The 26,110-nt window shown below is 64.8% G+C and carries 24 protein-coding genes and 1 pseudogene; 16 read left to right on the top strand and 9 right to left on the bottom strand.

What is annotated here, in order from left to right; genetic code table 11:
* Window positions 1-19: 19 nt before the first annotated feature.
* The 5 genes and pseudogenes from ACRWQA_RS20225 to ACRWQA_RS20205 all read right to left on the bottom strand — a co-directional run.
* Window positions 20-145: pseudogene (locus ACRWQA_RS20225) on the bottom strand (beta-ketoacyl-ACP synthase II); the annotation flags it as partial.
* A gap of 84 nt (window positions 146-229) precedes the next feature.
* Window positions 230-1,036 carry an oxidoreductase gene (locus ACRWQA_RS20220; RefSeq protein ID WP_434230608.1) on the bottom strand — a complete coding sequence of 269 codons (807 nt, stop codon included), beginning with the start codon at window positions 1,034-1,036 and terminating at the stop codon, window positions 230-232.
* Window positions 1,037-1,052: 16 nt separating this feature from the next.
* Entirely contained in the window at window positions 1,053-4,139 is a 3,087-nt protein-coding gene (locus ACRWQA_RS20215) for an efflux RND transporter permease subunit (protein ID WP_434230606.1), read from the bottom strand.
* Entirely contained in the window at window positions 4,136-5,155 is a 1,020-nt protein-coding gene (locus ACRWQA_RS20210) for an efflux RND transporter periplasmic adaptor subunit (RefSeq protein WP_446326220.1), read from the bottom strand. The genes ACRWQA_RS20215 and ACRWQA_RS20210 overlap by 4 nt, the downstream gene beginning before the upstream one ends.
* A 187-nt stretch (window positions 5,156-5,342) precedes the next feature.
* Window positions 5,343-5,960, bottom strand: coding sequence for a TetR/AcrR family transcriptional regulator (locus tag ACRWQA_RS20205; RefSeq protein ID WP_263581507.1), 618 nt, complete (start codon window positions 5,958-5,960; stop codon window positions 5,343-5,345).
* A gap of 91 nt (window positions 5,961-6,051) precedes the next feature.
* Here ACRWQA_RS20205 and ACRWQA_RS20200 point away from each other — a divergent pair, with 91 nt between their 5' ends.
* Window positions 6,052-7,551: an efflux transporter outer membrane subunit gene (locus tag ACRWQA_RS20200; RefSeq protein ID WP_434230601.1), complete on the top strand. Its 1,500-nt coding sequence runs from the start codon at window positions 6,052-6,054 to the stop codon at window positions 7,549-7,551.
* Entirely contained in the window at window positions 7,548-8,099 is a 552-nt protein-coding gene (locus tag ACRWQA_RS20195) for a PaaI family thioesterase (RefSeq protein WP_263581505.1), read from the top strand. Before ACRWQA_RS20200 ends, ACRWQA_RS20195 begins: the two co-directional genes overlap by 4 nt.
* 67 nt (window positions 8,100-8,166) lie before the next feature.
* Here the strand turns inward: ACRWQA_RS20195 and ACRWQA_RS20190 are convergent, their stop codons facing one another.
* The 3 genes from ACRWQA_RS20190 to ACRWQA_RS20180 all read right to left on the bottom strand — a co-directional run bounded on the left by ACRWQA_RS20190 (window position 8,167) and on the right by ACRWQA_RS20180 (window position 10,837).
* Complete coding sequence (locus tag ACRWQA_RS20190; protein ID WP_263581504.1) at window positions 8,167-9,123, bottom strand: AEC family transporter; 957 nt, start codon at window positions 9,121-9,123, stop codon at window positions 8,167-8,169.
* A 76-nt stretch (window positions 9,124-9,199) separates the two neighbouring features.
* Complete coding sequence (locus ACRWQA_RS20185; RefSeq protein WP_263581503.1) at window positions 9,200-9,979, bottom strand: IclR family transcriptional regulator; 780 nt, start codon at window positions 9,977-9,979, stop codon at window positions 9,200-9,202.
* A 72-nt stretch (window positions 9,980-10,051) separates the two neighbouring features.
* Window positions 10,052-10,837: an IclR family transcriptional regulator domain-containing protein gene (locus ACRWQA_RS20180; protein WP_263581502.1), complete on the bottom strand. Its 786-nt coding sequence runs from the start codon at window positions 10,835-10,837 to the stop codon at window positions 10,052-10,054.
* A gap of 148 nt (window positions 10,838-10,985) precedes the next feature.
* Here ACRWQA_RS20180 and ACRWQA_RS20175 point away from each other — a divergent pair, with 148 nt between their 5' ends.
* The 14 genes from ACRWQA_RS20175 (at window position 10,986) to ACRWQA_RS20110 (ending at window position 25,122) form a co-directional block, all read left to right on the top strand.
* Window positions 10,986-12,326, top strand: coding sequence for a class-II fumarase/aspartase family protein (locus ACRWQA_RS20175; RefSeq protein WP_263581501.1), 1,341 nt, complete (start codon window positions 10,986-10,988; stop codon window positions 12,324-12,326).
* A gap of 175 nt (window positions 12,327-12,501) precedes the next feature.
* Window positions 12,502-13,332 (top strand): CoA transferase subunit A, encoded by an 831-nt coding sequence (locus tag ACRWQA_RS20170; RefSeq protein ID WP_263581500.1) that lies wholly within the window; start codon window positions 12,502-12,504, stop codon window positions 13,330-13,332.
* Window positions 13,332-14,105, top strand: a complete 774-nt coding sequence (locus ACRWQA_RS20165) for a CoA-transferase subunit beta (RefSeq protein ID WP_263581499.1) — start codon at window positions 13,332-13,334, stop codon at window positions 14,103-14,105. The genes ACRWQA_RS20170 and ACRWQA_RS20165 overlap by 1 nt, the downstream gene beginning before the upstream one ends.
* Before the next feature lie 62 nt (window positions 14,106-14,167).
* Window positions 14,168-15,370, top strand: a complete 1,203-nt coding sequence (gene pcaF / locus ACRWQA_RS20160; protein ID WP_263581498.1) for a 3-oxoadipyl-CoA thiolase — start codon at window positions 14,168-14,170, stop codon at window positions 15,368-15,370.
* Between the two features lie 72 nt (window positions 15,371-15,442).
* Window positions 15,443-16,639 (top strand): alpha/beta fold hydrolase, encoded by a 1,197-nt coding sequence (locus ACRWQA_RS20155; RefSeq protein WP_263581497.1) that lies wholly within the window; start codon window positions 15,443-15,445, stop codon window positions 16,637-16,639.
* 108 nt (window positions 16,640-16,747) lie between these two features.
* Window positions 16,748-17,941, top strand: a complete 1,194-nt coding sequence (locus ACRWQA_RS20150) for an MFS transporter (RefSeq protein WP_434230596.1) — start codon at window positions 16,748-16,750, stop codon at window positions 17,939-17,941.
* A gap of 9 nt (window positions 17,942-17,950) precedes the next feature.
* Window positions 17,951-18,892, top strand: coding sequence for a pca operon transcription factor PcaQ (gene pcaQ / locus ACRWQA_RS20145; RefSeq protein WP_434230594.1), 942 nt, complete (start codon window positions 17,951-17,953; stop codon window positions 18,890-18,892).
* Window positions 18,893-19,017: 125 nt separating this feature from the next.
* Window positions 19,018-19,758 carry a protocatechuate 3,4-dioxygenase subunit beta gene (gene pcaH / locus ACRWQA_RS20140; RefSeq protein WP_434230593.1) on the top strand — a complete coding sequence of 247 codons (741 nt, stop codon included), beginning with the start codon at window positions 19,018-19,020 and terminating at the stop codon, window positions 19,756-19,758.
* A 31-nt stretch (window positions 19,759-19,789) separates the two neighbouring features.
* Complete coding sequence (pcaG, locus tag ACRWQA_RS20135; RefSeq protein ID WP_434230591.1) at window positions 19,790-20,422, top strand: protocatechuate 3,4-dioxygenase subunit alpha; 633 nt, start codon at window positions 19,790-19,792, stop codon at window positions 20,420-20,422.
* A gap of 202 nt (window positions 20,423-20,624) precedes the next feature.
* Window positions 20,625-20,783, top strand: a complete 159-nt coding sequence (locus ACRWQA_RS20130) for a hypothetical protein (RefSeq protein WP_434230590.1) — start codon at window positions 20,625-20,627, stop codon at window positions 20,781-20,783.
* A 218-nt stretch (window positions 20,784-21,001) separates the two neighbouring features.
* The gene (locus ACRWQA_RS20125) at window positions 21,002-21,628 is read left to right on the top strand and encodes a glutathione S-transferase family protein (RefSeq protein WP_434230588.1); all 627 of its coding nucleotides are present in this window, start codon (window positions 21,002-21,004) and stop codon (window positions 21,626-21,628) included.
* 263 nt (window positions 21,629-21,891) lie between these two features.
* On the top strand, window positions 21,892-22,485 hold the full coding sequence (locus tag ACRWQA_RS20120; RefSeq protein WP_434230586.1) for a TMEM175 family protein: 594 nt from the start codon (window positions 21,892-21,894) through the stop codon (window positions 22,483-22,485).
* Window positions 22,482-23,645, top strand: coding sequence for a low temperature requirement protein A (locus tag ACRWQA_RS20115; protein WP_434230583.1), 1,164 nt, complete (start codon window positions 22,482-22,484; stop codon window positions 23,643-23,645). The genes ACRWQA_RS20120 and ACRWQA_RS20115 overlap by 4 nt, the downstream gene beginning before the upstream one ends.
* A 295-nt stretch (window positions 23,646-23,940) precedes the next feature.
* The gene (locus tag ACRWQA_RS20110; protein ID WP_434230580.1) at window positions 23,941-25,122 is read left to right on the top strand and encodes an epoxide hydrolase family protein; all 1,182 of its coding nucleotides are present in this window, start codon (window positions 23,941-23,943) and stop codon (window positions 25,120-25,122) included.
* Here ACRWQA_RS20110 and ACRWQA_RS20105 read toward each other — a convergent pair.
* The gene (locus ACRWQA_RS20105; RefSeq protein WP_434230578.1) at window positions 25,112-26,026 is read right to left on the bottom strand and encodes a LysR family transcriptional regulator; all 915 of its coding nucleotides are present in this window, start codon (window positions 26,024-26,026) and stop codon (window positions 25,112-25,114) included. The genes ACRWQA_RS20110 and ACRWQA_RS20105 overlap by 11 nt on opposite strands.
* Between the last annotated feature and the right edge of the window lie 84 nt (window positions 26,027-26,110).

The following is a 26,110-nucleotide window of genomic DNA, read 5'->3' as shown; positions in this document are numbered from 1 at the left end:
TATCTGGAGTGACACGAGGAGCCAGATGCCTAGTGCCGTACTTGGTTTCGGGCAAGTGCCTGATGTCGGACTCTCCCTTCAAGAGCCGGACCCAGGTGGCCTCTACACCTACGGCCAAAGGAGAAACCAGCCCCAAGCCAGCCACCACAACTCACGCATACTCGATTCCTCGTTTGCCATTCGTGATGCCTGTAAGGCTCATACTCTGGTGAGAAAGTAGAGGAGCAATTCAGGCGAGCCCAAACGTTTTTCTGAGGCCTTTCTCGACCGGGCCAGCGGGCATGAAGCGGCGTAATTTCCTCAGAAGAGAAGCCTCGCCTTTCGGCGTGTGCCGCATCTTCCATGCACCCAACGCGGCATCGACAATCGTGGTGGCGACCCCATCGGGCTCAGGCGCTTTTTGGACATTGTTTTGGATGGCTTGGGAAACGACGCCTAGCTCCTTGCTGTAGTCAGGGATTCTGGAAGCTGTCTGGGGCGCATTGAGATCCAGGTTGGTCTTGGTGAAGGAGGGTTCGACAAGTGCCACGCGAATGCCGAATTGACGCACCTCGTGATCCAGGGTCTCGGATAGCCCTTCGACGGCATGCTTGGATGCCGAATAGAGTCCCATGTATGGCGCAGGCAGAAAGCCCAACACCGAGCTGACGTTGACGATGCGACCAGCACGCTGCTCGCGCATGTGCGGCAGCACCGCCCTGGTCGTGCGCAAGAGGCCGAAGAGGTTGGTGTCGAACAGCGTCTGGGCTTCGCCAATCGACGTCTCCTCCGTTGCGCCGAGCAGGGTCACGCCAGCGCTGTTGACGAGCACGTCGATGCGTTTTGCCTGAGCGATGACGGTCTGGATTCCATGTTGAACTGACGCTTCGTCACGGATATCCATCTCGACCAGCTCGACTCCCGGTATTGGCTGTGCCTTTGCCGTGTTGCGTGCGGTGCCAAACACCCGGCAGCCCTGCTCGACGAACTTCACCGCGGCGGCACGTCCGATGCCCGATGACACGCCGGTAACGACGACAACTTTGGAATTTGACATGGCAGTTTCTCTCTATTTAGGGGGAGTGGGGTGATGGCGACCAGCTTTGCGATGGGGCCGGCTTGATCCTGAACCAGATGGCGTACATCGCCGGCAGGAACACCAGGGTCAGCACCGTCCCGGCGAAGGTGCCGCCGATCAAGGTGTAGGCCAGCGTTCCCCAGAACACCGACTGGGTGAGCGGGATGAAGGCCAGGATGGCGGCGAGCGCGGTCAGGATGACCGGGCGGGCGCGCTGCACGGTGGCCTCGACCACGGCGTCGAAGGGTGCGAGTCCTGCCTTCTTGTTGTCGTGAATCTGGCCGATCAGGATGAGGGTGTTGCGCATCAGGATGCCGGCCAGCGCAATCAGGCCAACGAGGGCGTTGATGCCGAACGGCTGCTGGAACACCAGCAGGGTGGGCACGACCCCGATGAGGCCCAGCGGCGCGGTGGCGAAGACCATCGTCATGGCGGAGATCGAGCGGACCTGGAAGATGATCGTGATCAGCGTCAGGGCGATCATGATGGGGAAGATCGGCGCCATGGCGCGATTCGCCTTGCCGGATTCCTCGATGGAACCGCCTTGCTCGATCCGGTAGCCGGTCGGCAGTTCGGCGATGATCGGCTGCAGTTCCTTCCACACGGCGGTGGACACGTCCGGCGGCTGCAGGCCCTCGGCGATGTCGCCGCGCACGGTGATCGTCGGCATGCGATCGCGGCGGCGCAGGATCGGGTCTTCCATGTGGACGTCCACCGTCCCGATCTGCGACAGCGGAATCCGCTGACCGGTCGCGCCAACCAGGGTGAAATCGTCGATCTTGCTCGGATCGAGCCGCGAGTCTCCGGCAGAGCGGGCTACGACCTCCACCGACCGGATGTCTTCGCGCACCTCGGTAATGGGGACGCCGTTCAACAGGAATTGCAGCTGTTGGGCCACGTCGCTCGAGGTCAGGCCGAGGCTCTGCAGCCGGTCCTGATCGAGCGAGAAACGCAGCGTGGGCACGCGCTCGCCCCAGTCGGTATTGACCGTCCTCATCTGGGGAGAGGCCTGCATCACGGCACGCACCTCTCCCGCGATGTCGCGCAGCGTGTTGGGGGCGGGCCCCATCACGCGGAAGGCCACGGGGAACGGCGAGGGGGGGCCGAACACCAACTGGGTCACCCGTACGCGCGCCTCCGGCGCCAGGCCGTTGGCCACCGCCTGTCGCAGCCTGAGCTTGAGTGCCTCACGCGCCGCCTGGTCGTCCGTCAGGACGACGATCTTGGCGAACGAGGGATCGGGCAGCTCCGGCGCCATGGCGAGGTAGAAGCGCGGCGCCCCCTGGCCGACGTAGGCGGTCACGATCGTCGCTTCCGGCTGCTCGGCCAGCCAGGCCTCGACCTTGGCGGTCACCGCACTCGTCTGCTCGATCGCGGTGCCATACGGCATCTGCACTTCGACCAGCACCTCGGGCCGATCGGAAGTCGGAAAGAACTGCTTGTTGACCACGCCCATGCCCAGGACCGCGACGACGAAGGCACCGATCACGCCCGCCGCAACCAGCCATTTGCGCCGGATCACCGAACCCAGCAACCGGCGGAAGCTGTTGTAGCGTGGCGTATCGTAGATCGCCCCGTGCCCGCCCTCACGTTTCTCGAAGTTCGGGAGCAGCTTCACCCCCAGGTAGGGCGTGAACACGACGGCCACGATCCACGACGCGATCAACGCCATGCCGACGATCCAGAACATATTGCCGGCGTACTCGCCGGCGGTGGACCTGGCGAAGCCGTTCGGCATGAAGCCGATCGCCGTCACCAAGGTCCCGGAGAGCATGGGAGCGGCGGTATGGCTCCAGGCATAGGCCGCAGCGCGGGTGCGGTCGTAGCCTTCCTCCATCTTCACCACCATCATCTCGATGGCGATGATCGCATCGTCGACCAAAAGCCCCAGCGCCAGGATCAGCGAGCCCAGCGTGATCCGGTCGAAGTCCTTGCCGGTGGCCGCCATGACGATGAAGACCGCGGCCAGGGTCAGGGGCACCGCTGCCGAGACCACGATGCCGGCGCGCCAGCCCATGCTGAGGAAGCCCACCAGCATCACCACGCCGAGGGCGGCGAAGAACTTGAGCATGAACTCATCGACGGCCGAACTGATATTGACCGACTGGTCCGTGACCTTGGACAGGCTCATGCCCAGCGGCATCTCGGCGTTGATCGCCGCTGCCTCCGCCTCCAGTGCCTCGCCGAGCTCGAGGCCGTTCCACCCCTCGCGCATGACTACGCCGAGCAGCAAGGTCGGTTCGCCGTCGTTGCGGATGAGGAAGGTGGCTGGATCCTCGTAGCCCCGCTTCACCTCGGCGATGTCGCCGAGCTTCAGCGTACGGCCTTGCGCGGTGACCGGGGTATTGCGGATCGCTTCGAGGTCATCGATCGCCCCGTCCAGCCGGATGAAGACCTGCGGACCGTGGGCTTCGATCGAGCCGGCGGGCGTCATCACGTTGCGCCCGTTCAGTGCCGCGAAGAGGGCTTGAGGGGAGACGCCCAGGGTCGCGAGGCGGTCATGGGAGAATTCGACGAAGATCCGTTCGGCCTGCTCGCCGATGATGTTCACCTTCTTGACGCCCGGCACGTGAAGCAGGCGCTGGCGCAGGCTCTCTGCCTCACGGATGAGATGTCGATGAGGCTCGCCCGTGGCCTTAAACGCGTAGAGCGCAAAGGTCACATCGGCGTATTCGTCGTTCACCATCGGGCCGATGACGCCACGCGGCAGGTTGCCGGTCTCGTCGCCGAGTTTCTTGCGCGCCTGGTAGAACTGCTCGGGGACCTCGGCAGGCGGCGTGCTGTCGAGCAGGTACACCGTGGTGAAGGCCAGGCCCGGTCGCGTAAAGGTCTCGGTCCGGTCATACCAGCGCAGTTCCTGCATGCGCTTTTCCAGGGGCTCGGCGACCAGTTCCTCCATCTCCTGGGCCGTGGCCCCGGGCCAGGCCGTGACCACGGTCATCTGCTTGATGGTAAAGGCGGGGTCCTCTGCCCGGCCCAGCGTCAGGAAGGCCACGATGCCGGCGATGAAGATCGCCACCATAAGAAACAGGGTGACCGAGCGCTCGCGTACCGCGAGGGCGGAGAGATTGAAGCCGCTCATCGCTGCTCTCCGCCGTTAACGGCCAAGCCTGGTGTAACCTCGCTCTCGGCGAATCGCACCTGCTCGCCCTCGTGCAGCAGATGCGCGCCGAGCGCCACGACGCGATCGCCCGCTTCGAGGTCGCCGACGATCGACGCCGTTTCATCGCTGAGGCCGGCCACCTGTACGGCCTGCCAAGTGACCCGGGGCGTTTCTCCTTCGACCAGCCATACGCCGGGCCCCTTGCCCGGATCGAAGATGGCGCCGATCGGTACCTGCAGTGCCGAGTCGGACCGACGGTCAGAAATATGAATGGAAACGGTCGAGCCCAGTGGTGCATCCGCCAGTCCATCCGCCAGCACGTAGCGGGCCTCGAAGGTCCGGGTCTGAGAGTTGGCGGCATCCGACAACTGGCGAAGCGTCGCAGCACCCGTGAGTCCATTGCCATACAAGGTCGCACGGCCGGTGGAGCCGAGCGTCGGGCGCAGGGTCTCGGGCAACGCGACGACCGCCTCGCGGTGTCCGGCATGCGCCACACGTACGACCACCTGGCCGGCCGCGACGACCTGGCCCGGCTCCGCCAGGGTTTCCACCACCACGCCGTCCGCGTCGGCGAGCAGGACCGCATAGTTCGCTTCGTTGCGAGCAACATTGGCCCGGGCCTCGGCTGCATTGAGTTCCGCCCGTGCCGACTCGGCGGCCGCCCTGGCGTTGTCGTAGGCCGATGCCGACACCGCGCCCCGGGTAACGAGTGCGCGGTAGCGCGCCTCGTCATCCGCGGTCTGGCGTGCACGCGCCCTGGCGGCGGCCACGGCCTCCTCAAAGGCGCGCGTGGCGAGCTGCAGATCCGTGGGATCGATGCGCATGAGTGGCTGGCCGCGTTCGACGGTCTGCCCGGTATCGACCAGGCGCTCGAGGATCTTGCCGGGTACGCGGAAGCCGAGGTCGCTTTGCACTCGCGCCGCAATGACGCCGGTGAACGAACGCTCCGCCTGGGCGGAAGGCGCCACCTCCGCTACCCGCACCAGGGGACTCACCGTCCGCGGATCGATTGAAGAGGTGGCATCGCTGCACGCTGCCAAGGCAAGCGGCAGCAGAGCGATGACGGTAAGGAATGGGACATCACGGCGCTTGAGCATGGAGATCTCCGGGAAGACGGATATCTCACAGCTTATGACGAGTGACTAGATTTGTAAATAGTCACTCTCTGGGTTCGCTAGGGCACTAGGGAGCCAGGCTGCGCAGCACCAGGTTCGACAGCTGCACCGGCGCCTCCTCGACGAGATCGAGGTTGTACTGGAGCAGGAGCGGATTCGCGTAGGGTTGAATGACCAGAAAGATCGCTTTCACCGTCTCGTCCAGCGGCGTCTTGCGCTCGAATTCGCCGCTCTCGCGCCCCTCGCGGACGATCTCCAACAGGATCTGTTCGATGCGCTCACCGTAGGCGCGGGCAGATGGCCAGCCCTCGCCGGCCGAGTGCGCGGCAATGTCGTACAGCTTGCGATCATTGAAGAACAGGCTCACACCAGTCGATACCAAGCTTTTGAACATTCTGCGGAATTTCTCCGTTGCCGTGGGCGCGTCGGCCACGGCCTCTTCGACCGCGACGATGATGGCGCTCAAGGTCTTGGCGCAGATGGCCTCGCCGATGGCCTGCTTGGAATCGAAGAACTTGTAGATGTAAGCCTTGGAAAAACCAATTGATTTGGCCAGGTCGGAGACCGCGGTCTTGTCGTAACCGTAGTGGCTGAAGTGCTCTTCGGCGGCCTCCACGATCTGCTCGCGAACATTGTGATCGGCAGGGCCGCGCGATTGGGGGGCGGAAGACGCGTTTTCACTCATGAGACACCACACCTCGATATTTTGGGTTTGACAACTTGTGACTATATTGGACTATAGTCACTTCGACAAATTCCACCCTCTGGAGACTCCCATGCTTGCCCGCCCCCGCTCTCTCGCCCTTCTGCTGAGTGTCAGCGTCTTGACGGGCTGCGCAGTCGGCCCGGACTACCGGCCGCCCGAAACTGCCCTGTCGGCTCGCTTCATCGGGCAGGAGAGCGTCGAGCAGCGGGAAGTCCAGAGCCAGGCGGACCTCCAGGCCTGGTGGGCCGCCTTCGACGATCCCTTGCTGGCGCGCTTCGTCAGCCTCGCCCTCGAGCAGAACCTGGACATTGCGCAAGCGGCGGCCCGTGTCGCCCAATCGCGTGCCTCGCTGCGCCAGGCCGATGCCGCACTGCTGCCATCGGCCAACGTGAACGCTCACGGTGCGGAAGTATACCAGTCGATCGAGACCCCGCTGGGGCGGGTGCTGTCTGCCACGCCCGATTTCGATCGCAGCGGCAGTGCCTACGAGGCCAACCTCGAGGTGGGCTGGGAGGTCGATATGTTTGGCGGCCTGCGGCGAGGACGGGAAGCCGCGCGCGCGGAGTACGCGGCATCCGAAGCTGGCGCTGTCGCGACACGGCTGGCCGTGGCCGCACACACGGCGGATGTCTACGTCACGATCCGAGGCCTGCAGGAGCGCCTCGCAATCGTCAGGCAACAGGCCGAGACCCGTCGCCAACTGCTCGACACGATCAGGTTCCAGTACGAGCAGGGGATCGCGGCCGAGCTGCAGATGCACCAGGCCGAGGGGTCGCTCGCTCAAGTCGAGGCGCAGATTCCCGTCCTGGAAACGGGTCTCGACGCGGCGATGAACGCGCTGGACGTGCTGCTTGGCGCGCAGCCTGGGACCTACCGCGCCGACTTGAGCCCGGCGGAGCCGGTTCCGGTCGCACCGGGGCTGGCCGAGACCGGCACCCCGGCCGAGATGATTCGGCGCCGGCCGGACCTCATCGTGGCCGAGCGGCGCCTCGCAGCCGCCAATGCGCGTATCGGCGTGGCGATGTCGGAGTACTATCCCAAGCTCTCGCTCGGTGCCCTGCTTGGCAGCGCCACTACGATCTCGAGCGGCAACCTCTTCTCTGGCGATGCCAGCCAGGCCCAGGGTGTCCTTGGGCTGCGCTGGCGTCTGTTCGACTTCGGCCGCGTCGAGGCGCAGATCGCCGCTGCGCGTGGCCAGGAGGCCGAAGCGCTCGCGGCCTACCGGCTGGCCGTGCTGCGGGCGGCCGAGGAAGTGGAGAACGCCTTTTCCGCCCTCGTCCAACGCGAGGCCCAGGTCGACATCTTGGCGCAGGGGGAAGCGTCGCTCGCCAGTGCCCGCGAGAACTCGCTTGCCGCCTACGAAGGCGGCATCGTCAGCCTGATCGAGGTACTCAATGCCGACGGCAGCCTGCTGCAGGTGCGCGACGCCAAGGCCCAGGCGCAAACCGAAGCGGCGCGCGCCGCCATTGCCTCCTTCCGGGCCTTGGGAGGCGGCTGGGAGGCGCGACCTGCCAGCAGCAACCGCCTCTACAGCGATCTCTCCATCACCGTCGACGGGGATGCGAAATGACCACAACCGACGCGATGAATTCCGAAGAAACGCTGGCTCGCTGGCAGGCCGAGGAAGCGGCCGTGCGTGCCCATCTTCAGACCGTTCCCGGTGTGGCGTCGCCTGATCAGGTCGCCGGCCGAAGTGGATTGCAGATATTCGAAGCGATCCTTGCCGGCGAGCTGCCGCTCCCCCCGATGGTCGTCACACTCGGCTGCGTCCCGGTGTGCATCGAGCCTGGACGTGCGGTATTCCAGGGACGGCCGGGCTCCAGATACTACAACCCGATGGGTACGGTGCACGGCGGCTGGTTTGCGACCATGCTCGACACGGCGATGGGATGCGCCGTGCATTCGACACTGCCGCCTGGCAAGACGTACACGACCCTGGAGCTGAAGTTCAATATCGTCCGGGCCCTCACCGAGGCGATACCGCTGGTTCGCGCGGAAGGTCGGCTGGTTCACGGTGGTCGCCGAATGGCGGTGGCGGAAGGCCAGCTCTACGGACCGGACGGCAAGCTCTACGCCCTTGCGAGTACGACCTGCCTGGTCCTGGACCAGGCTTCGTGAGGGTGCACATGCATCGCGATGTCTTTCCGCAGTGTGACGTTCCATTCTTGGCTATTACGGCACATCGCTACCCCGTGGGCAGCAGGCCAGCGGAATTCATCAGCCAGATAGCCAGGCTCAGGGTCACGAAAGCCGCCAGGGTAGCCACCATCAGCGCGGCGGCGCTGACACCGGCCATACCGTAGCGATGACCGAGCAGCGGATAGATGCTGACCATCGGCGCACAGGCGAACAGCAGGGCACCGGCCAGCAGGACCGGATCCGCCGACGGCATCAGCAGGAACAGGCCAAGCACCGCCAGGGGATGCAGGATCAGCTTGCCGGTGACGATCTGGCCGACGTCGTTGACCATGCCGCGTACCTGGAGCCCGAACAGGGTGCCGCCGATGACGAACAGTGCCGCAGGGCCGGCGGCGCTGGCCAGCATGTCGATGACCTGGGCCAGGGGGCCCGGCAGGGAAGTGTCCGTCACGGCCAATGCCAGGCCTGCCGCCAGGCCGATCAGGATGGGATTGCGCACCAGCCGCACCAGGGTCTTGCGGGCCACCGTGACGATACCGGCGCCGCTCTGGCGACCTGCCTCGGCCAGGATCAGGGCGGCCGGAATGATCAGCAGGTTCTCGATCACCATGTTCAGGGCCATGAGGATGGCCGCCGGCGAGCTGCCGAGCACCATGGCGGCAACCGGGTAGCCGATGAAGCCGCTGTTGGAGGCGGACATGCCCAGCGCGTGCATGGCGCCCTCGCTGAGCGATTTGCGCTGCAGGCCCAGCGTCAGCAGCAGGGCAAACGCGAATACCGCCACCGAGCCCAGGCCATAGGCCAGCAGGTAGGGCGTATGAAGCACCTGGTCGAGAGGGTTCTGTGTCAGGGCACGTATGATCAGGGCCGGCAGGGCGAAGTAGAGCACGAAGGTGGCCACGCCTTGAAGTTGTTCCCGGTTCACCAGCCGTGTGCCCATGGCCAGGTAGCCGGCACCGATCAGCAAGAAGATCGGCGTGGTAATGGCGAGTATTTCGAGCATGCGGGCCTCCGTGCCAAGGCAACCACGACCTGGCCGGGAACTATCCCGGCCAGCCGCTTTTAGAAAGAGGAAGAAATCAGGTAAAGAGGCGCGAGGAGGGCGTGGCCTGGGAGAGTTCCTCGGCGGCGGTCACCAGGGCGGGGCCAAGTTCCTTCACGCGCTGCTCGTCGAGCCGCACGCTGGGGCCGGCGATGCTCAGCACCCCTTGGGGATGGCGATCCAGGGGATGACGCACCAAGGCGGCCATGGCGGCGGTACCGGGCCCCATGCTGTCGTGAGTCCAGCTGTAGCCGCGCTGCCGTGTCTGCTGCAAGTGCTCGAGCAGGGCTTCCTTGCTGCGTGGGGCGTTGGGTCCCAGCGGGTGGTCGGTCTCCATGCCCTGGGTGTCGACCAGCGCCAGGGCCTCCTCGTCGCTCAGGGCCGCCAGCCAGGCGTGACCGCTGGCGGTGCAGAACAACGGCGCCTCCTTGCCCATGTCGGGGTCGTAGCGCAGGCCGCTGCGCGCACCCTGGGCCTTGGCGATCCAGGTCAGTCGGCTGCCCTCGATCACCGAGAGGCGCACCAGCTCACCGCTCTGTTCGGCCAGTCGATCGAGCACCGGTTGGACGATGTCGCTGGCGCCGGTACTGGAGAGATAGCGCAAGCTCAGTGCCACCAACCGGGTAGTGAGCTGATAGCGCTGGCTGGCCGGGTCCTGACGCACATGGCCCAGACGGATCAGCTCGTGGCAGATACGGTGAGCCGCGCTCTTGGGAATGCCCAGGCGTTCCGCGACGATCAACAGCGGCAGGCCGTCGGCATCTTCGGAAAGGGCTTCAAGCACCCCGAGGGTGCGTTCGATCAGACTGCCCGCCATGTGGATGTCTCGCTGGCTAAATAAGGCATTCTAGAATGGTGTTCAAGAAAAGTCATGCCTCCGCTCGTCTCATCAACTGACAGTGGCGCGTATATCGCGTGCCTTCTGCTGGAGTAGCGGCAGGTACTCCTTCATCAGGGTATCCAGATCCACCCGGGCGGCATTGGTGCTGATGTTGATGGCGCCGAGCAGCTTGCCGTTGGCATCGAAGGCCGGCACGGCAAGCGAGCGAAGCCCCGAGTCCAGCTCCTGGTCGGCGATGGCGTAGCCCTGCTGGCGCACCTTGAGGATGCACTTCTTGAGCGCGGCCTTGTCGGTCACTGTCTTGTCGGTGTAGCGCGTAAGCGTGACCCGTTCCAGGAAGGCATCCAGTTCGGCATCGGGAAGCTGGGCCAGCAGCGCCCGCCCCATAGAGGTATGGGCGGCAGGCAGCCGGGTGCCGACGGAGAGGGTAATCGCCATCAGCCGGTGGCGGGCCGAGGAGCGCGCCACGTAGGTGACCTCGTCGCCATCGAGCACGCCCAGGGAAGAGGATTCGCCGCTCTCGGCGGTGATGTCCTCCAGCACCTGCTGGATCACGCTACGATAGTTGTTGGCGGAGAGAAACGCGTAGCCGAGCTGCAGCACCCGCGGGGCCAGCTCGAAGTTTCGGCCTTGCTTGCGCACATAGCCAAGGGCATGCAGGGTGAGCAGGAAGCGCCGGGCGCGGGCACGGTTCATGCCGGTACGGCTGGCGACTTCGCTCAGCGTCATGCGCGAGTGCGTCTCGTCGAAGGCCAGGATGACCTCCAGGCCGCTGGCCAGGGCGGTGACGAAGTCCCGGTCGTCCGGGCTGAGTACCTCTTCCTCGGGTGCCATTTCTGTTCCGTTGTCGTCTTGGATGAGTTGCTCCATCGGAGCCCTTCAATCTAGCATAGTGTTCGTTTTGCGAACATATGTACGACTATGGGCTAAGCTTGAGCCTTAAGTCTGAGCATGAGCCAATCCTTTCTGCGGAGAGCATGATATGCCTGACGCCCTGCTTCGGCACCCTTTCATGAGCCAAACGGCATTGGCACAGTGTCATGACCAGGCCATGGTCCAGGCCATGCTCGCTTTCGAGCTGGCGCTGGCCGAGGTGCAGGAGGAGCATGGCGCCGTGCCCGTCGGGGCGAGCGAGGAAATGCGCCAGGTGCTCTCGGAGCACGCCTTCGATGATGCCGCCATCGCTGCCGGTATCGCCAGTGGCGGCAACGCGGCGATTCCCTTCGTCAAGCAGGCCCGCGCCGCGCTGCCGGACGAACTCAAGCGCTACTGGCACATGGGTGCGACCAGCCAGGACGTGATTGACTCGGCGCTGATGCTGCTGCTCAAGCCGCGGCTGGCTGCGCTGGACGCCTTGCTGGTGCGTTGTCGCGTCGCCGCGGTCGAGCTGATGAAGACCCATGAGCGCACTGTCATGGTGGGGCGCACCCTGATGCAGCAGGCGCTGCCGATCACCTTCGGCGTCAGGGTGGCGCACTGGGCCATCGGCCTGGAGCAGGCGCGCCGCCGCCTGGCGCAGGTCGAGCTGCCGGTGCAGTTCGGTGGCGCCGTGGGGGTGCACTCTGGTTTGGACGAGCCGGGCCTCGATTTCATGGACGCCCTGGCGCAACGCCTCGGTCTGAGTGCACCGGTGCTCCCTTGGCACACTGACCGCCAGCCGATCCATGCCCTGGGAACGGCACTGGATGCGGCAGCAGGGGCGGCCGAAAAACTGGCCCTCGATATCTCGCTGCTGACCCAGACCGAAGTAGGGGAAGTCGCCGAGCCCTCCGCCCCGGGCATGGGTGAGTCCTCCTCCATGCCGCACAAGCGCAACCCGGTACGCTGTGCCATGATCCGCGGTGCGGCGCGGCAGGTACATGGTTACACCACGGTGCTGCTCAATGCTGCCGCCCAGCCGCTGGAGCGCGGGCTGGGCGAGTGGCACGCCGAGTGGTCGCCGCTGGTCGACAGCGCCCTGCTGCTGGAGGGTGCGCTGGAGCAGGCCGCCACGCTGCTCGAGGGGCTCGAGGTGAATCCCGAGGCGATGCGCCGCAACCTGGCGGCTACCGGCGGCGGCATCATGGCCGAGCCGGTGTCGCGCCTGCTGGCGCCGGTGCTGGGCCAGGACGCCGCCAAGCGCATCAGCGCCGAGGCTGCCGAAACGGCACGCCTCCAGGGCATGCCCTATGCCGAGGCGCTTGAAGCGCATGCCGAGGTGAAAGCCGAAATCGGGGACAAGCTTGAGGTCGAGGCGCTGCGTCAGGCGACGGATCCTGCCTTATACCTTGGTAGCAGCCAAGCCCAGGTGCAGCGCGCCATTGCCTGGCTTCAGCGGGAATGATTCGCTGAAAAATCACGGTATTGCATGTCCCAAGCAAGGGGAGGCCTGGCCTCCCCTTGTGCTTTTTCAGATACGGCGAATTTGACGGCACCTTGGCTTGGCGGTAACTTGTTCGCATCACAAAACAAAGTTCGCTATTCGAACTTATTTGAGAATACCCGCCAGGAGGACGACCATGGCCGAGTTCCTCAGCCTGCATGACGCGGTGGCACGCTACGTCGAAGACGGCGCTACCGTGGCCATGGAGGGCTTCACCCACCTGATTCCCTTCGCCGCCGGTCACGAAGTGATCCGTCAGCGCAAGCGCGACCTCACCCTGATCCGCATGACGCCCGACCTGGTCTACGACCAGATGATCGGTGCCGGCTGCGCCAAGAAGGTGATCTTCTCCTGGGGCGGCAACCCCGGCGTGGGTTCGCTGCACCGCCTGCGCGATGCCGTGGAGAAGGGCTGGCCGCACAAGGTCGAGATCCTCGAGCACAGCCACGCCGCCATGGCCTGCGCCTTCGAGGCCGGCGCCGCCGGGCTGCCGCTGGCCGTGCTGCGTGGCTACGTGGGCAGCGAGCTGCCCAGCGTCAACGACCAGATCAAGTTCATCGAGTGCCCCTTCACCGGCGAGCGCCTGGCCGCGGTGCCCTCGGTGCGCCCCGACGTTTCCATCGTCCACGCACAGAAGGCCGACCGCGCCGGCAACGTGCTGGTCGAGGGCATCATCGGCGTGCAGAAGGAAGCCGTACTGGCGGCGAAGAAGAGCATCGTCACCGTCGAGGAGATCGTCGACGACCTGCGCGCCGAGCCGGGCTATCACCCCAACGCCTGCATCATTCCGGGCTGGGCGGTCAGCGCCATTGCCGTGGCCGAGAAGGGCTCGCTGCCCTCCTATGCCCACGGCTATTACCCGCGCAACAACGCCTTCTACAAAGAGTGGGACGCCATCGCTCGCGACCGTGACACCTTTACCCGGTGGATCGATGAGAACGTCATGAATGCAGGGGGGAACGCCTGATGAGCCTCGATTACACCTCAGCGGAAATGATGAGCGTCACCGCCGCTCGCGCGCTCGAAAACGGCATGACCTGCTTCGTCGGCATTGGCCTGCCCAGCGAGGCTGCCAACCTGGCGCGCCTGACCCACGCGCCAGAGGTGGTGCTGATCTACGAATCCGGCACCCTACAGACCAAGCCCGAGGTGCTGCCGCTCTCCATCGGCGATGGCGAGCTGTGCGAATCGGCGCTGACCACCGTCTCGGTGCCGGAGATGTTCCGCTACTGGCTGCAGGGCGGCAAGGTCAGCGTGGGCTTCCTCGGCACTGCCCAGATCGACCGCTTCGCCAACCTCAACACCACGCTGATCGGCGACTACCATGATCCCAAGGTGCGCCTGCCGGGCGGCGGCGGGGCGCCGGAGATCGCCACCAACGCCGGCGAGGTCTTCATCACCCTGAAGCACTCCAAGCGCGCCTTCGTAAAGGACGTCGACTTCATCACCACCCTGGGCTTCGGCCGCGACGGCAAGGGCCGCGACGGCGTGCCCAACATCGGCAAGGGGCCGACCCGGGTCATCACCGACCTGTGCGTGATGAAGCCCGACCCCGAGACCAAGGAGCTGGTGGTCGTATCGCTGCACCCGAACGTCTCCCGCGAGGACGTGATCGAGGCCACCGGCTGGGAGATCCGCTTCGCCGACACGCTCGAAACCACGCCCGAGCCCAGCGCCCACGAACTCGAGATCCTGCGCGAGTTGAAGGCGAGGACCGAGCGTAAGCACGCGGGCGCATAAATTCGCCTTGAAACGGGCTGCATTCGTCGCGTTTTAAGCGTGAATCACAGGAGATTCTATTTATGACTGACGTCTTTCTCTGCCATCCGCGGCGCACCGCCATCGGCCGCTTCGGCGGCACCCTGGCCAGCGTGCGCCCCGACGACTTCGCCGCCACCATCTTCAAGGCGGTGTTGAATGATGCGCCCGATCTCGACCTGGCCGCCATCGACGAGGTCTTCATGGGCTGTGCCAACCAGGCCGGCGAGGACAACCGCAACGTGGCGCGCATGTCGGCGCTGCTGGCGGGCCTGCCCACCTCGGTGCCCGGCACCACCATGAACCGCCTGTGCGGCTCCGGCATGGACGCGGTGGGCACCGCCTTCCGCGCCATCAAGGCCGGCGAGATGGAACTGGCCCTGGCCGGCGGCGTGGAATCCATGTCCCGCGCACCCTATGTGCTTGGCAAGGCCGACAGCGCCTTCTCCCGCGGCCAGAAGATCGAGGACACCACCATCGGCTGGCGCTTCGTCAATCCGCTGATGAAGAAGGCCCACGGCATCGACTCCATGCCGGAGACCGCCGAGAACGTCGCCGAGCAGTTCAATATCTCCCGCGAGGATCAGGACGCCTTCGCCCTGCGCTCGCAGCAGAAGGCCGCCGCCGCCCAGAAGGCGGGCCGCTTCGCCATCGAGATCACGCCGATCGAGATTCCCCGGCGCAAGCAGGAGCCGCTGGTGTTCGATACCGACGAGCATCCGCGTGAGACCACCCTGGAGAAGCTGGCCGGGCTGCCGACGCCGTTCCGTGAGGGCGGCAGCGTCACAGCGGGCAACGCCTCCGGCGTCAACGACGGCGCGGCCGCCATGCTGGTGGCAAGCCAGGCCGCGGTGGAGCAGCACGGCCTCAAGCCGATGGCCAGGATCATCGGCATGGCCACCGCCGGCGTCGAGCCGCGCATCATGGGCTACGGCCCGGTGCCGGCGGTGCGCAAGCTGCTCGAGCGCACCGGCGTGACGATGGACGAGATCGATATTTTCGAGTTCAACGAGGCCTTCGCCGCCCAGGCACTCGCCTGCACGCGAGACCTGGGGCTCGCCGATGACGACCCGCGGGTCAACCCCAACGGTGGGGCCATCGCCCTAGGCCACCCGCTGGGCATGTCCGGCGCCCGCCTTCTGATGACCGCCGCTCACGAACTGCAGCGCACCGGTAAGCGCTATGCGCTGTGCACCATGTGCGTGGGCGTGGGGCAGGGGATTGCGACCCTGATCGAGAAGGCCTAAGAGAATAGAGTGGAACCAGGCCGGCGGTGACGAACTGCCGGCTTTTCCCGTTGCACTGCTGGGAGAAGGAACATGGCATTTCTGAACGTCGATGGCCGCAGCGTCGCCTATCGCCTGCTCGGCCCCGAGGCGCTGCCGCTGGTGGTGCTGGCGCATCCGCTGGGCATGACCCAGGCGGTATGGGACGACCTGCTGCCGGCGCTGTTGCCGCGCTACCGAGTGCTGACCTGGGACCTGCCCGGCCACGGCGCCAGCCAGGCCTGGCCGGAGGCGGACGGAGAGATCACCCCGGCAGCGCTGGCCCGCGAGGCCCTGGCATTGGCCGAGCATGCCGGCGCCTCGCGCTTTCATTTCGTCGGCACCTCCATCGGCGGCGTGGTGGGCCAGCAGCTGATCGCCGAGCATGCCGAGCGGCTCTATTCCGCCAAGCTGACCAACACCGGCGCGGTCATCGGCAACAGCGAACTATGGACCACCCGCGCCGGGCGTGTGCGCGACGAAGGCTTGGCGGCCATGTCCGGCGAGATCGTGCCGCGCTGGTTCTCGGCCCAGAGGCTCAAGGCAGAACCCGCCCTGGAAGCCGGCTGGCGCACCCAGATGGCACGTACCGACGGCGAATCCTATGCCCGGCTTTGCGAGATGCTCGGCCGCACCGACTTCCGCGGCAAGCTGAAGGGGCCGTTGGCGCAGCATCCGAACGTCAGCGTGCACCTGCTCGGCGGCAGCGAGGACGTAGCCACGCCGCCCGAGACCCTGCAGGCGCTGGCGGCCGAGTGCGGCGGCGCGCCGCTGGAAATTCTCGAAGGCTTCGCCCACGTGCCCTCGGTGGAGGACCCCACCGCCACGGCCAAGCGACTGCTGCTGTGGATGGCCGCCGATCGTGAAAGCGTCGGCGAGCATGGCGTGAGCTATGCCGAAGGTCTCGAGACCCGCAAGCAGGTGCTTGGCGAGGAGCACGTGGCCCGCTCCACCGAAAACGCCAACAGTCTCGACGCCCCCTTCCAGCAGATGATCACCCGGCTGGCCTGGGGCGAGCTGTGGAGCAACGACGACCTCACCCGGCGCGAGCGCAGCCTGATCACCACCGGCATCCTCGCCGTGCTGGGGCGCGAGGAGCTGGTACTGCACCTCAAGACCGCCAAGCGCATCGGCCTCAGCGAAGCGGAGCTACGCCAGGTGCTGATGCACGTGGCCGTCTATGGCGGCGTGCCGGCGGCGAACCATGCGTTTGCGTTGGCGAAAGAGCTGGGCTGGGGCGAGAAGCCCTAGACTTTCGTTAGGGTGCTAACAAGGCGTGCCGCATGGCATGATCCGAACCGGCCTTCTGGCCGGTTTCGGCTTTAGGAGCAGAATATTTTGAACGCAGGAGAGCAGGCCATGGCGCAGGACACCACCTCACCACCGCCGAGCGAGCTGCGCCAGGCGCTGCTGGCCTACGGCCTGCTGTGGTGCCTGGGGCTCTACCTGCGCCTCACGGTGCTGGTGGTGCCGCCGCTGATCCCCCAGCTCAAGGCGGTGCTGGGCTTCTCCAGCAGCGACGTGGCAATCGCCACCAGCCTGCCGCTGGTCACGCTGGCCTTCGGTGCCTTGCTGGCAGGGTGGCTGCTGGCGCGGGTCGGTACACGCTCCTGCATGCTGCTGGGGCTGGCGATCATGGCCATCGGCAGCGCACTGCGCAGCCTGCCGGAGGGCTTCCTGCCCTTCCTGCTGGCGACCGTGCTGATGGGGGTGGGCATCGCCTTCATGCAAACCGCGATGCCGGTAATCGCCAAGCTGTGGGCGCCCGGCCGCATCGGGCGCGCCTCGGCGGTGTACACCAACGGCCTGCTGGTGGGCGAGCTGCTGGCGGCGGGCGCCACCGGGCCGATGGCCGCGGCCTGGCTCGGTGCCCAGTGGCAGTGGGCCTTTGCCCTGTGGGTCGCCCCGGTGCCGCTGCTGATGTTGGCGCTGAGAGTCGGCTGTCGGCACCTTCCGGCCATGGCCAACGGCTCCCGCGCCGCGAGCCTGACCCTGCCGGATCCACGCGACGTGCGTATGTGGCGCCTTGTGGCCCTGCTCGGCGCGGCGGCGGCGCTCTACTTCACCGGCAACGTCTTCCTGCCGCCGCTGCTCGAGGCCAGTGAACGCCTGTCGCTGCTGGCGCCCAGCCTCACCGCGCTCAACGGCGCCCAGATGCTCTCCTCGGCGCTGCTGATCTTCTACGCCGACCGGCTGATGGGCCGGCCCAGGCCGCTGATCGGCATCACCGCCCTGGCGCTGCTGGCCCTGCCGCTGATGCTTTGGCTGCCGGGGGGCCACGTGGTGTGGGCTTCCGGTGTCTTCGGCTTCTTCACCAGCGCGCTGTTCATCTTCGTGCTGGCGCTGCCGGCGTGGCTGGTGCGCCTCGAGGCGCTGCCCCGATTGATGGCCGGCATGCTGTTCTTCGGGTACCTTCTGGTATTCGCCATCACCGTGGTGGGCGGCTGGCTCAACGACATGTCAGGCACCGTGGCGCTGGCCTTCCTGCCCACGCTGCTGATCAGCCTGGTGGCCATGGCCGTCACCCCGCGGCTGCTCGCTTCCCGTCAGTAGGAAACCCGCATGCTCAACGCCCGCATCAAGCTGCGTCACCTGCAGGCCTTCCTCGAAGTGGCCCGCCAGCGCAGCTTCGCCCGGGCCGCCGAGCGGCTGGCGATCACCCAGCCGGGTATCTCCAAGACCATTCGCGAGCTTGAAGAGAGTCTCGGCGCTTCACTGTTCGAACGTACGCCCCAGGGCGTGGCGCTGACCCAGGCGGGCCTGACCCTGCTGCGCCACGCCGGGCCGGCCATGCGCGCCCTGGAAGAAGGCGTGGCTGCCGTCGGCGATACCCACCGCGGCGACCGCTGGCTGCGCGTGGGTGCGCTCTCCACGGTGGAGAGCCAACTGTTGCCCGAGGCCATCCGGCGCTGGCATGCCGAGCCCGACGGGCAGAACGAGGTGGGTGTGAACGTGGTAACCGGCTCCAGCGCCTTTTTGCTCTCGCGGCTGCGCCGTGGCGAGCTCGATCTGGTCGTCGGGCGCATGACCGAGGCCCGCGAAATCCGCGACCTGGCCTTCGAGCACCTCTACTACGAGCCGCTGCTGCTGTGCGTGCGCAGCGGCCACCCCCTGGCAGGCACCGCGCCCCTCGAAGCCGCCCGGCTGGGCGACTTCCCCTGGGTGCTGCCGCCGCCCCAGACCACCCTGCGCCAGCAGGTCGACAGCTTCTGCGTGCGTCATTCGCTGACATTGATGAGCCAGCGGCTGGAGACCCTCTCGTTGCCCATCAGCCGACGCTACACCCTGGAGAGTGACGCCATCTGGGTCGCCCCCGAGGAGGCCATTGCCGAGGACGTGTCGGTAGGGCGGTTGTGTCGGCTAGCCATCGACCTGGAAGCGCAAGGCGGCTCCGTGGGGCTCTGCTTCAATGCCAGCATGGAAGCCTCGCTGGCGCGGGAAGCCTTCTGCGAGGTACTGCGTGAGGTCAGCGCCTGGCGCGGTTCGGGTAGCCGTGCCAGGTAGCCGTCGTAGCGGCAGTGCAGCATAACCCAGCGGTTATGGGGGCTGCCCGAGTCGTCAATTGGCGCACCTGCGACAAGGCGCCACACTGGGCGAGACAAGACCACTCTCCCCAAGAGACGACCACCATGCAAGATCACAACAAGCGCTTCGTAGAGCGCGACCGCAACTGGCACCCCCCGGCCTACGCCCCCGGCTACAAGACCAGCGTGGCCCGCTCGCCGCAGCAGGCGCTGGTCAGCATGCAGCAAGCCAGCACCTCCGAGCTTTCCGGTCCGAGCTTTCGCCACCTGCGCATGGGCCCCCACGACAACGACCTGCTGCTCAACTATCGCGAAGACCCCGCGTTGGCAGGGGCGGTTGGCCTGCCGGTCGGAGAGCGCATCATCATGTTCGGGCGTGTCGTCGACCAGTTCGGCAAGCCGGTACCGCATACCCTGGTGGAGATGTGGCAGGCCAACGCCGGCGGACGCTATCGCCACAAGAAGGATGGCTATCTTGCGCCGCTGGATCCGGGCTTCGGCGGCGTGGGCCGCACCCTGACCGACGAGCAGGGCTGGTACCGCTTCCGCACCATCAAGCCCGGCCCTTACCCCTGGCCAAACGACCCCAACAGCTGGCGCCCCTCGCACATCCACGTCTCGGTGATGGGCCCCTCGATCTCCACCCGCCTGATCACCCAGATGTACTTCGAAGGCGATCCGCTGATTCCGCTGTGCCCCATCGTCAACACCATCAAGGATCCGGCTGCGGTCGAGACCATGATCGGCCGCCTCGACATGGCGCGCAGCAAGCCCATGGACTGCCTGGCCTACCGCTTCGACCTGGTGGTGCGCGGCGAACTGCAGACCTTCTTTGAAAACCAGTAAGCGGGTTCGAGAACCAGCAAGGGGCAACCAGATGAAACAGCCGAATTCCCAACCCTGCAGCGAGCTGATGCTGCGCGAGACCGCCTCCCAGACCGCCGGCCCCTACGTGCACATCGGCCTGGCCCTTCACGTGGCCGGCCTGCCCGAGCGAGACGAGGAGATCTGGAGCCGGATGGCCAGTCCCGAGGCCGAGGGCGAGCACATCGAGGTGGTCGGTACCGTGATCGACGGCAACGGCGACTTGGTGCGCGACGCCCTGCTCGAGGCCTGGCAGGCTGACAGCAAGGGCCGCTACCAGTCCGAGTTCGACCTGAAGAAACCGTTCAACAGCTTCGGACGTACCGCCACCACCGCCGACGAGGGTAGCGAGTGGTCGCTGACCACCATCAAGCCTGGCCCGGTAGCTCACCCCAACGGCCAGCCCATGGCGCCGCACATCAACCTCGCGATCTTCGCCCGCGGGGTGAACATCCAGCTGCAGACCCGGCTCTACTTCGAGGACGAAGCCGACGCCAACGCCGAGTGCCCCGTGCTCTCCCGCATCGAATCGCCGACCCGCCGGCAGACCCTCATCGCCAAGCGCGAAGAGGCCGGCGGCAAGGTGCGCTACCGCTTCGACATCAAGCTGCAGGGCGAAGGCGAGACCGTCTTTTTTGACTTCTAAGCGCTTCGATTTCTGATTCGGCGGCACCATAGCGAACCCGGCCCTTAGTGGGCCGGCAGCAAGCGAGCCAGCGCATTGTGCTGGCTCTCGTTTTTGAGGCTTCGCTGGCGATCATGTGCGACTAAAGGCGAATAGGTTAGACCAAAGTCTAAATCTCGGCTATTCTGTTAGCATCCTCATGAAGTAACCGAGAACCGCCACCATGACCACCCAGACGCTTCCCCACAGTGCGACCGCCCCCAACACCAGCGCTCCCCTGAGCAAGCGCATCGGTCGTACCGCCTATCGTCTGCTCGAGCGGATGAGCGAAGCGGCCTATCGTCAGCATGCACCTCGCTTGCGCAACCACTACTACCTCTAACGGTTAGCCATGCCTGGCCCACGATGGGCCGCAACAAGGCACAGCGAGAAGAGCCAGCGCACTGCGCTGGCTCTTCTCATTTGTGAATGGGGGCGACCGAATCTCGAGCTCAGGCAGCGATGCCTTCCTCCCGCTGGTGTCGATTCCCCCAGCACCCGCTCGACAGGATCAGGAAGCCTGCAAAACAGCAGAGGCCTGCCAACCGATGGAGCCGGAAAATGTTGAAACTCTATGGAACGCCGCCGACTCGCGTACTGCGCGTCATCTGGCTGCTCAATGAGCTGGGCCTGGAGTATGAGTTGGTCCCGGTGGCCCTTATGCAAGGGGAGCATCTCCAGCCCGATTTCCTTGCGCTCAACCCTGCCGCCAAGGTCCCCGTGCTGGTTGACGGTGACCAGATCATCACCGAATCGGCCGCGATCCAGCTCTACCTGGCCGAAAAATATCCACAGGCGGGGTTCATTCCGAACACTGTGGAAGAGAGAGCCCAGATGTACCGCTGGAACTTCTTTCTGGTGACGGAGATCGAGCAGCCGCTATGGCGTATCGCTCGCCACACCTTCGTTTACCCGGACGAGAAGCGCCTGCCTAAGGACGTCGACCTGGCCAGGCAGGAGTGCCTGGAGATGGTAGCGGTGCTCGAACATCACATGCAGGAGCGCGAGTACGTGGTCGGCGACCGGCTCAGCGTCGCCGACTTCAACGCCGCCTACACCCTGGACTGGGCCAACGAAGAGGAAATGCTTGGCGACGCACCCAGGCTTAAGGACTACCTGAAGGCGATGTACACCCGTCCCACGGCGCCGCCCACTATCGCCGAAGCGTTCGCGGCGATGGAGGGCTAGGCCGCCATTGCCTCAATCCCTTACCCCTTTCACGACCACGGGCCGACTTTCGGTGCGTGGTCATTTGCGCATATCATCTATCTGGCTTGCGTTGATTTGAGCCTCTGGTGCAAGCCAGACCAGGCGGCTACCCTGAGATCACATGTACGTTTGAAATTGGAACCGATAATCGCAGCAATGCTGCGAATAATAAATCGATAGTCATCCGGCGCGAGGGACAGGCAGTATTCTCTTCCATCCCATGAGAGCGAACAAAGACCAAGATGAATACCGGAAGAGTTGAAGCGCTGACTGACGGCCTATTGGCCATAATTATAACGATCATGGTATTCGACATTACTGTCACCACCGGTGACCAACTGTCGGATCTTCTGGCTTTATGGCCGGTGCTGCTAAGCTTTGCGCTGAGCTTTGTCTATATCGCCATTTACTGGAATAACCACAGCTACTTGCTCTCGGCCTGCCGCAAGCTCAGTCCGGCGGTGATGTGGGGCAACATGCATCTGCTGTTCTGGCTATCGCTGATTCCCTTTGCCACGCGCTGGGTGGGCAGTTACCCCTTTGCGCCTGTGCCCAGCGCGGTGTATGGCGCGGTGTTGCTGATGGCGGCGCTGGCCTATTTTTATCTGCAAAAGCGTATTCTCGACCAGCACGAGCATGACCACCCTCTGCGTCATGCCTTTCGCTACGACTGGAAGGGTAAAACCTCAACGGTGCTCTACGCCGTGGGTATCGGATTGGCGATCGTTCAACCGGTATTGTCCTGGCTGTTGTATGCGACCGTGGCCGTGCTGTGGTTTGTGCCGGATTCGCGTATAGCCCGTGCCTTGAACGATCATCAGGAAGCCAGTAAATGAGCCCTGTCCATCTATTTCGCCAGCGTGGCAGCGCCGACGCCGATCATGTGTCTTTTATTGAACTTTTCTTCGATCTGGTATTTGTATTTACCATCATCCAGCTTTCTCACACCTTGGCGCACCATTACACCCCTCGCGGGTTTATCGAAGGCATTATGCTGGTGTTGGCAATCTGGTGGGTATGGGTGTACACCACTTGGGTGGCCAACTGGATCAATCCGGAACACTGGATCAGCCGCTGCCTGTTTCTGGGGTTGATGCTGGTTGGCCTGCTGCTCTCCACCTCCATCCCCGAGGCGTTTGGCGAGCGTGGGCTGATTTTTGGTATTGCTTTTGCCGTTATGCAGGTGGGGCGTTCGGCAGTCGTGATGTGCCTGCTACGTGGAGTGGATGAGCGTAACTACCGAAATTTTATTCGCATCACCAGTTGGCTGGCACTGGCCGGAGTGTTTTGGGTGGCCGGGGCGCTGGATGAAGGCGACCGCCGTATGTTGCTGTGGGGCATAGCCTTGGGCATTGAATACCTGTCTGCCGCCGTTGGGTTTTGGCTGCCGGTGCTGGGGTGTTCCACGGGGCGAGATTGGGAAATTTCCGGTGCGCACATGGCCGAGCGCTGCGCGCTGTTTATTATCATCTGCCTTGGCGAAACCATTCTGGTGATGGGCAATACCCTGACCAGGTTGGAGCTTTCACCGACACTGTTCCTGGCCTTTGTCACGGCGTTTGTCACCACCATTCTGCTGTGGTGGATTTACTTCCGCTTCGGCCACCAGCGTGCGGCAGAGCTGATCAAGACCTCGGATAATCCTGGTGCGCTGGGACGACTGGCCTATACCTACGCCCATATCCCATTAGTGGCCGGTATTATCCTGACTGCCGTGGGGGCTGAGTTTCTGCTTGCTCATCCGCAGGATGTGGCTGGTTGGAAATGGGGCAGCGCACTGATTGGCGGCCCGGCGGTGTATCTGATCGGCAATTTGCTGTTCAAGACCATTGCCTGGGGCCGTGTACCGCTATCCCACTGCGTAGGCCTGGCGTTGTTGGCCGTGCTGGCACTGACTGCAACCGGGCTGACGGTGCTGACGCTAGCCATATTGGTAGTCGGCACGTTGGCGGTGGTGGCTTTCTGGGAGTTGAGAGCACTCGACCACCCGCTCTAAGCACCCAGGCGCCTGTGGTGCCGGACGGAAACGCTGGGTGCATCTACTGCTCATCTCGACAGGTGCTGTGACCCCATGATATGCCTCCAGTGTGCTTGATACAGCAGTGGGTGACAGTCATAGCCTTCCATAACCCGGACCCAAAAATGCGTGATATCGAGCGGCGCAATGCTCGGTTGTGCGGCGAATTCTTTGCCAAGCTAATTGCGGGTGCCAGGCGAGGATTGCGCAAGGCCATGCCGTGCCTTCGGCTCCGTCGCCATCGGTGTTAATACTTAGGCTTAAGGAACAACTCATGAATCGCCTAAACAGGGACGTTCAAGCATTCAAAGCCCGTGCAACCGATGCTGACCTCGACGACCTGCGCGCGCGACTGGCCGCGGCGCGGCTACCGGAGACCGAGACGGTCTATCGCCCCGCGCCCGATCCTCGCCGCTGGGATCAGGGTGTTCCTCTCGCCGACCTCGTCGATATCGTGAACTACTGGCGCACCGAGTACGATTGGCGGTCGTTCGAGGCGCGCCTTGAGCGTATCGGCCAGTTCCGCACCACGATTGACGGTCTCGGCATCCACTTCCTGCACCGCCGATCCGCTCGCGCCGATGCCACTCCCCTGATCATGACGCACGGCTGGCCGGGGAGCATTGCCGAGTTCATCGATATCGCCGACGAACTGGCAGAGCCGAAAGATCCAGACACGCCGGCGTTCCACGTCGTGGTCCCGTCGCTGCCGGGCTTTGGCTTCAGCGATAAACCGGCCACTACCGGGTGGGGTGCCGGTAAGATCGCAGCCGCCTGGGTGGAACTGATGGAAAGGCTCGGCTACGGCAAGTTCGTCGCCCACGGCGGCGATTGGGGAGGTGTCATCACCACTGTGCTCGGCGGCAAGTTCCCTGCAAACGTTCTCGGCATCCACACAACGTTGGCCCAGGCACCGCCCGATTTGACGATGGACGGCCTGACGGCGACCGAGCGCCAATGGGCCGAGGACACCCGCGACTTCTGGCTCTACCGCGCGGCGTATGCGAAGCAGCAGGCGACCCGACCGCAGACCATCGGCTACTCGCTTGTCGACTCACCCATCGGGCTTCTGGCCTGGATTCTCGACAAGTTTGCCGAGTGGACGGATACCGACGATAGCCCGTTCGAGACGATTTCCAGAGATCGCATTCTTGACGACGTCACCCTCTACTGGCTGACGCGGACCGGCGCCTCGGCGGCCCGCATCTACTATGAAAGCCACGGCGGAGTTAACGCGCTCGACCCCGAACTGCAGGTTGATGTTCCCTCTGCCATCACCATATACCCCCGCGACATCGAGAAGTGCCCGCGCCCCTGGGCAGAGCAGCGCTATCGGCAGATCGTGCGATGGAGGACGCCCGAAAAGGGAGGGCATTTTCCGTCGCTGGAGGTGCCCGCTTATTTCGTCAAAGACCTGCAGGAAGGCCTCGCGGTGGTGCTGGCTGCTAATCGGTGAACGCGGCTCCCTCCCGCTCCCCGATCGCCTCAATAATGCTCTCGCAGAACCAGCGCTGTGACGGGGAGCGGCTGGCCTGGGCCTGCCAGTGCAGCGCGACCTCGAACTCGGGCACGTGAAAGGGCAGTTCATGGATGGTCAGCGGCGAGCCTTCGGTGAAGCTGGCGGCGACCTGCAGCGGCATGATGGCGATCAGGTCGCTGTCGTGGAGCACCCGTGGCAGCACCGAGAAGTGTGGGATCTCCAGGCTCACCTTGCGCTGTATACCCTCTTGGCGCATCACTTCTTCGGCCATTCCATGCCCGGAAGAGGAGGTCACGGCGACGTGGCGGGCGGCGATGAAGCGCTCGCGGGTCAGTGGGCCTTTGCCGAAGCGCTCCTGGTTGAGCAGGCAGACGTAGCGATCCCTCAAGAGCACATGGCGCGCAATCGCCGCGCCTGTCAGCGGGCGGCTGCAGATCAGCGCGTTGACCCGGCCGGCGGCCAGCCACTCCTCGGCGTGCTCGATCTCCAGCGGTACCACTTCCAGCTCGGCTTGCGGCGCCTGGTCGTGCAGGTGGCTCATGAGCTTCGGCAGCAGCGCCATTTCCCCCAGGTCGGTCAGCGCCAGCCGGAAGCGGCGGGTGCAGGTCGCCGGGTCGAAGTCGCGGCTGCTCTCGATGGTGTCCTGGAGCTGCTGCAGGGCATCGCGCAGCGAGGGGTAGAGCTGGTGGGCGGCAATGGTGGGTTCCATGCCCTGGCGGGTGCGCACGAACAGGCGGTCCTCGAAGAGGTCGCGTAGCCGGGCCAGCGCATAGCTGATCGAGGGCTGGGTGACGTATAGGCGCTCGGCCGTCTGGGTCACGCTGCCGGTTTCGTACAGCAGCACGAAGGTGCGCATGAGGTTGAGGTCGATGTGATTCATCGCATAGACACACTTTATTTTTGATAGAAAGAGTATCGATTTGCTTGATTGTAGCAGCGGCGACTAGCGTGAAGACACGTACTG

Source organism: Billgrantia sp. C5P2 (genome assembly GCF_051062895.2).
Note: the sequence above shows the minus strand (reverse complement) of the source record. Positions and strands in the feature narration are given on the sequence as shown.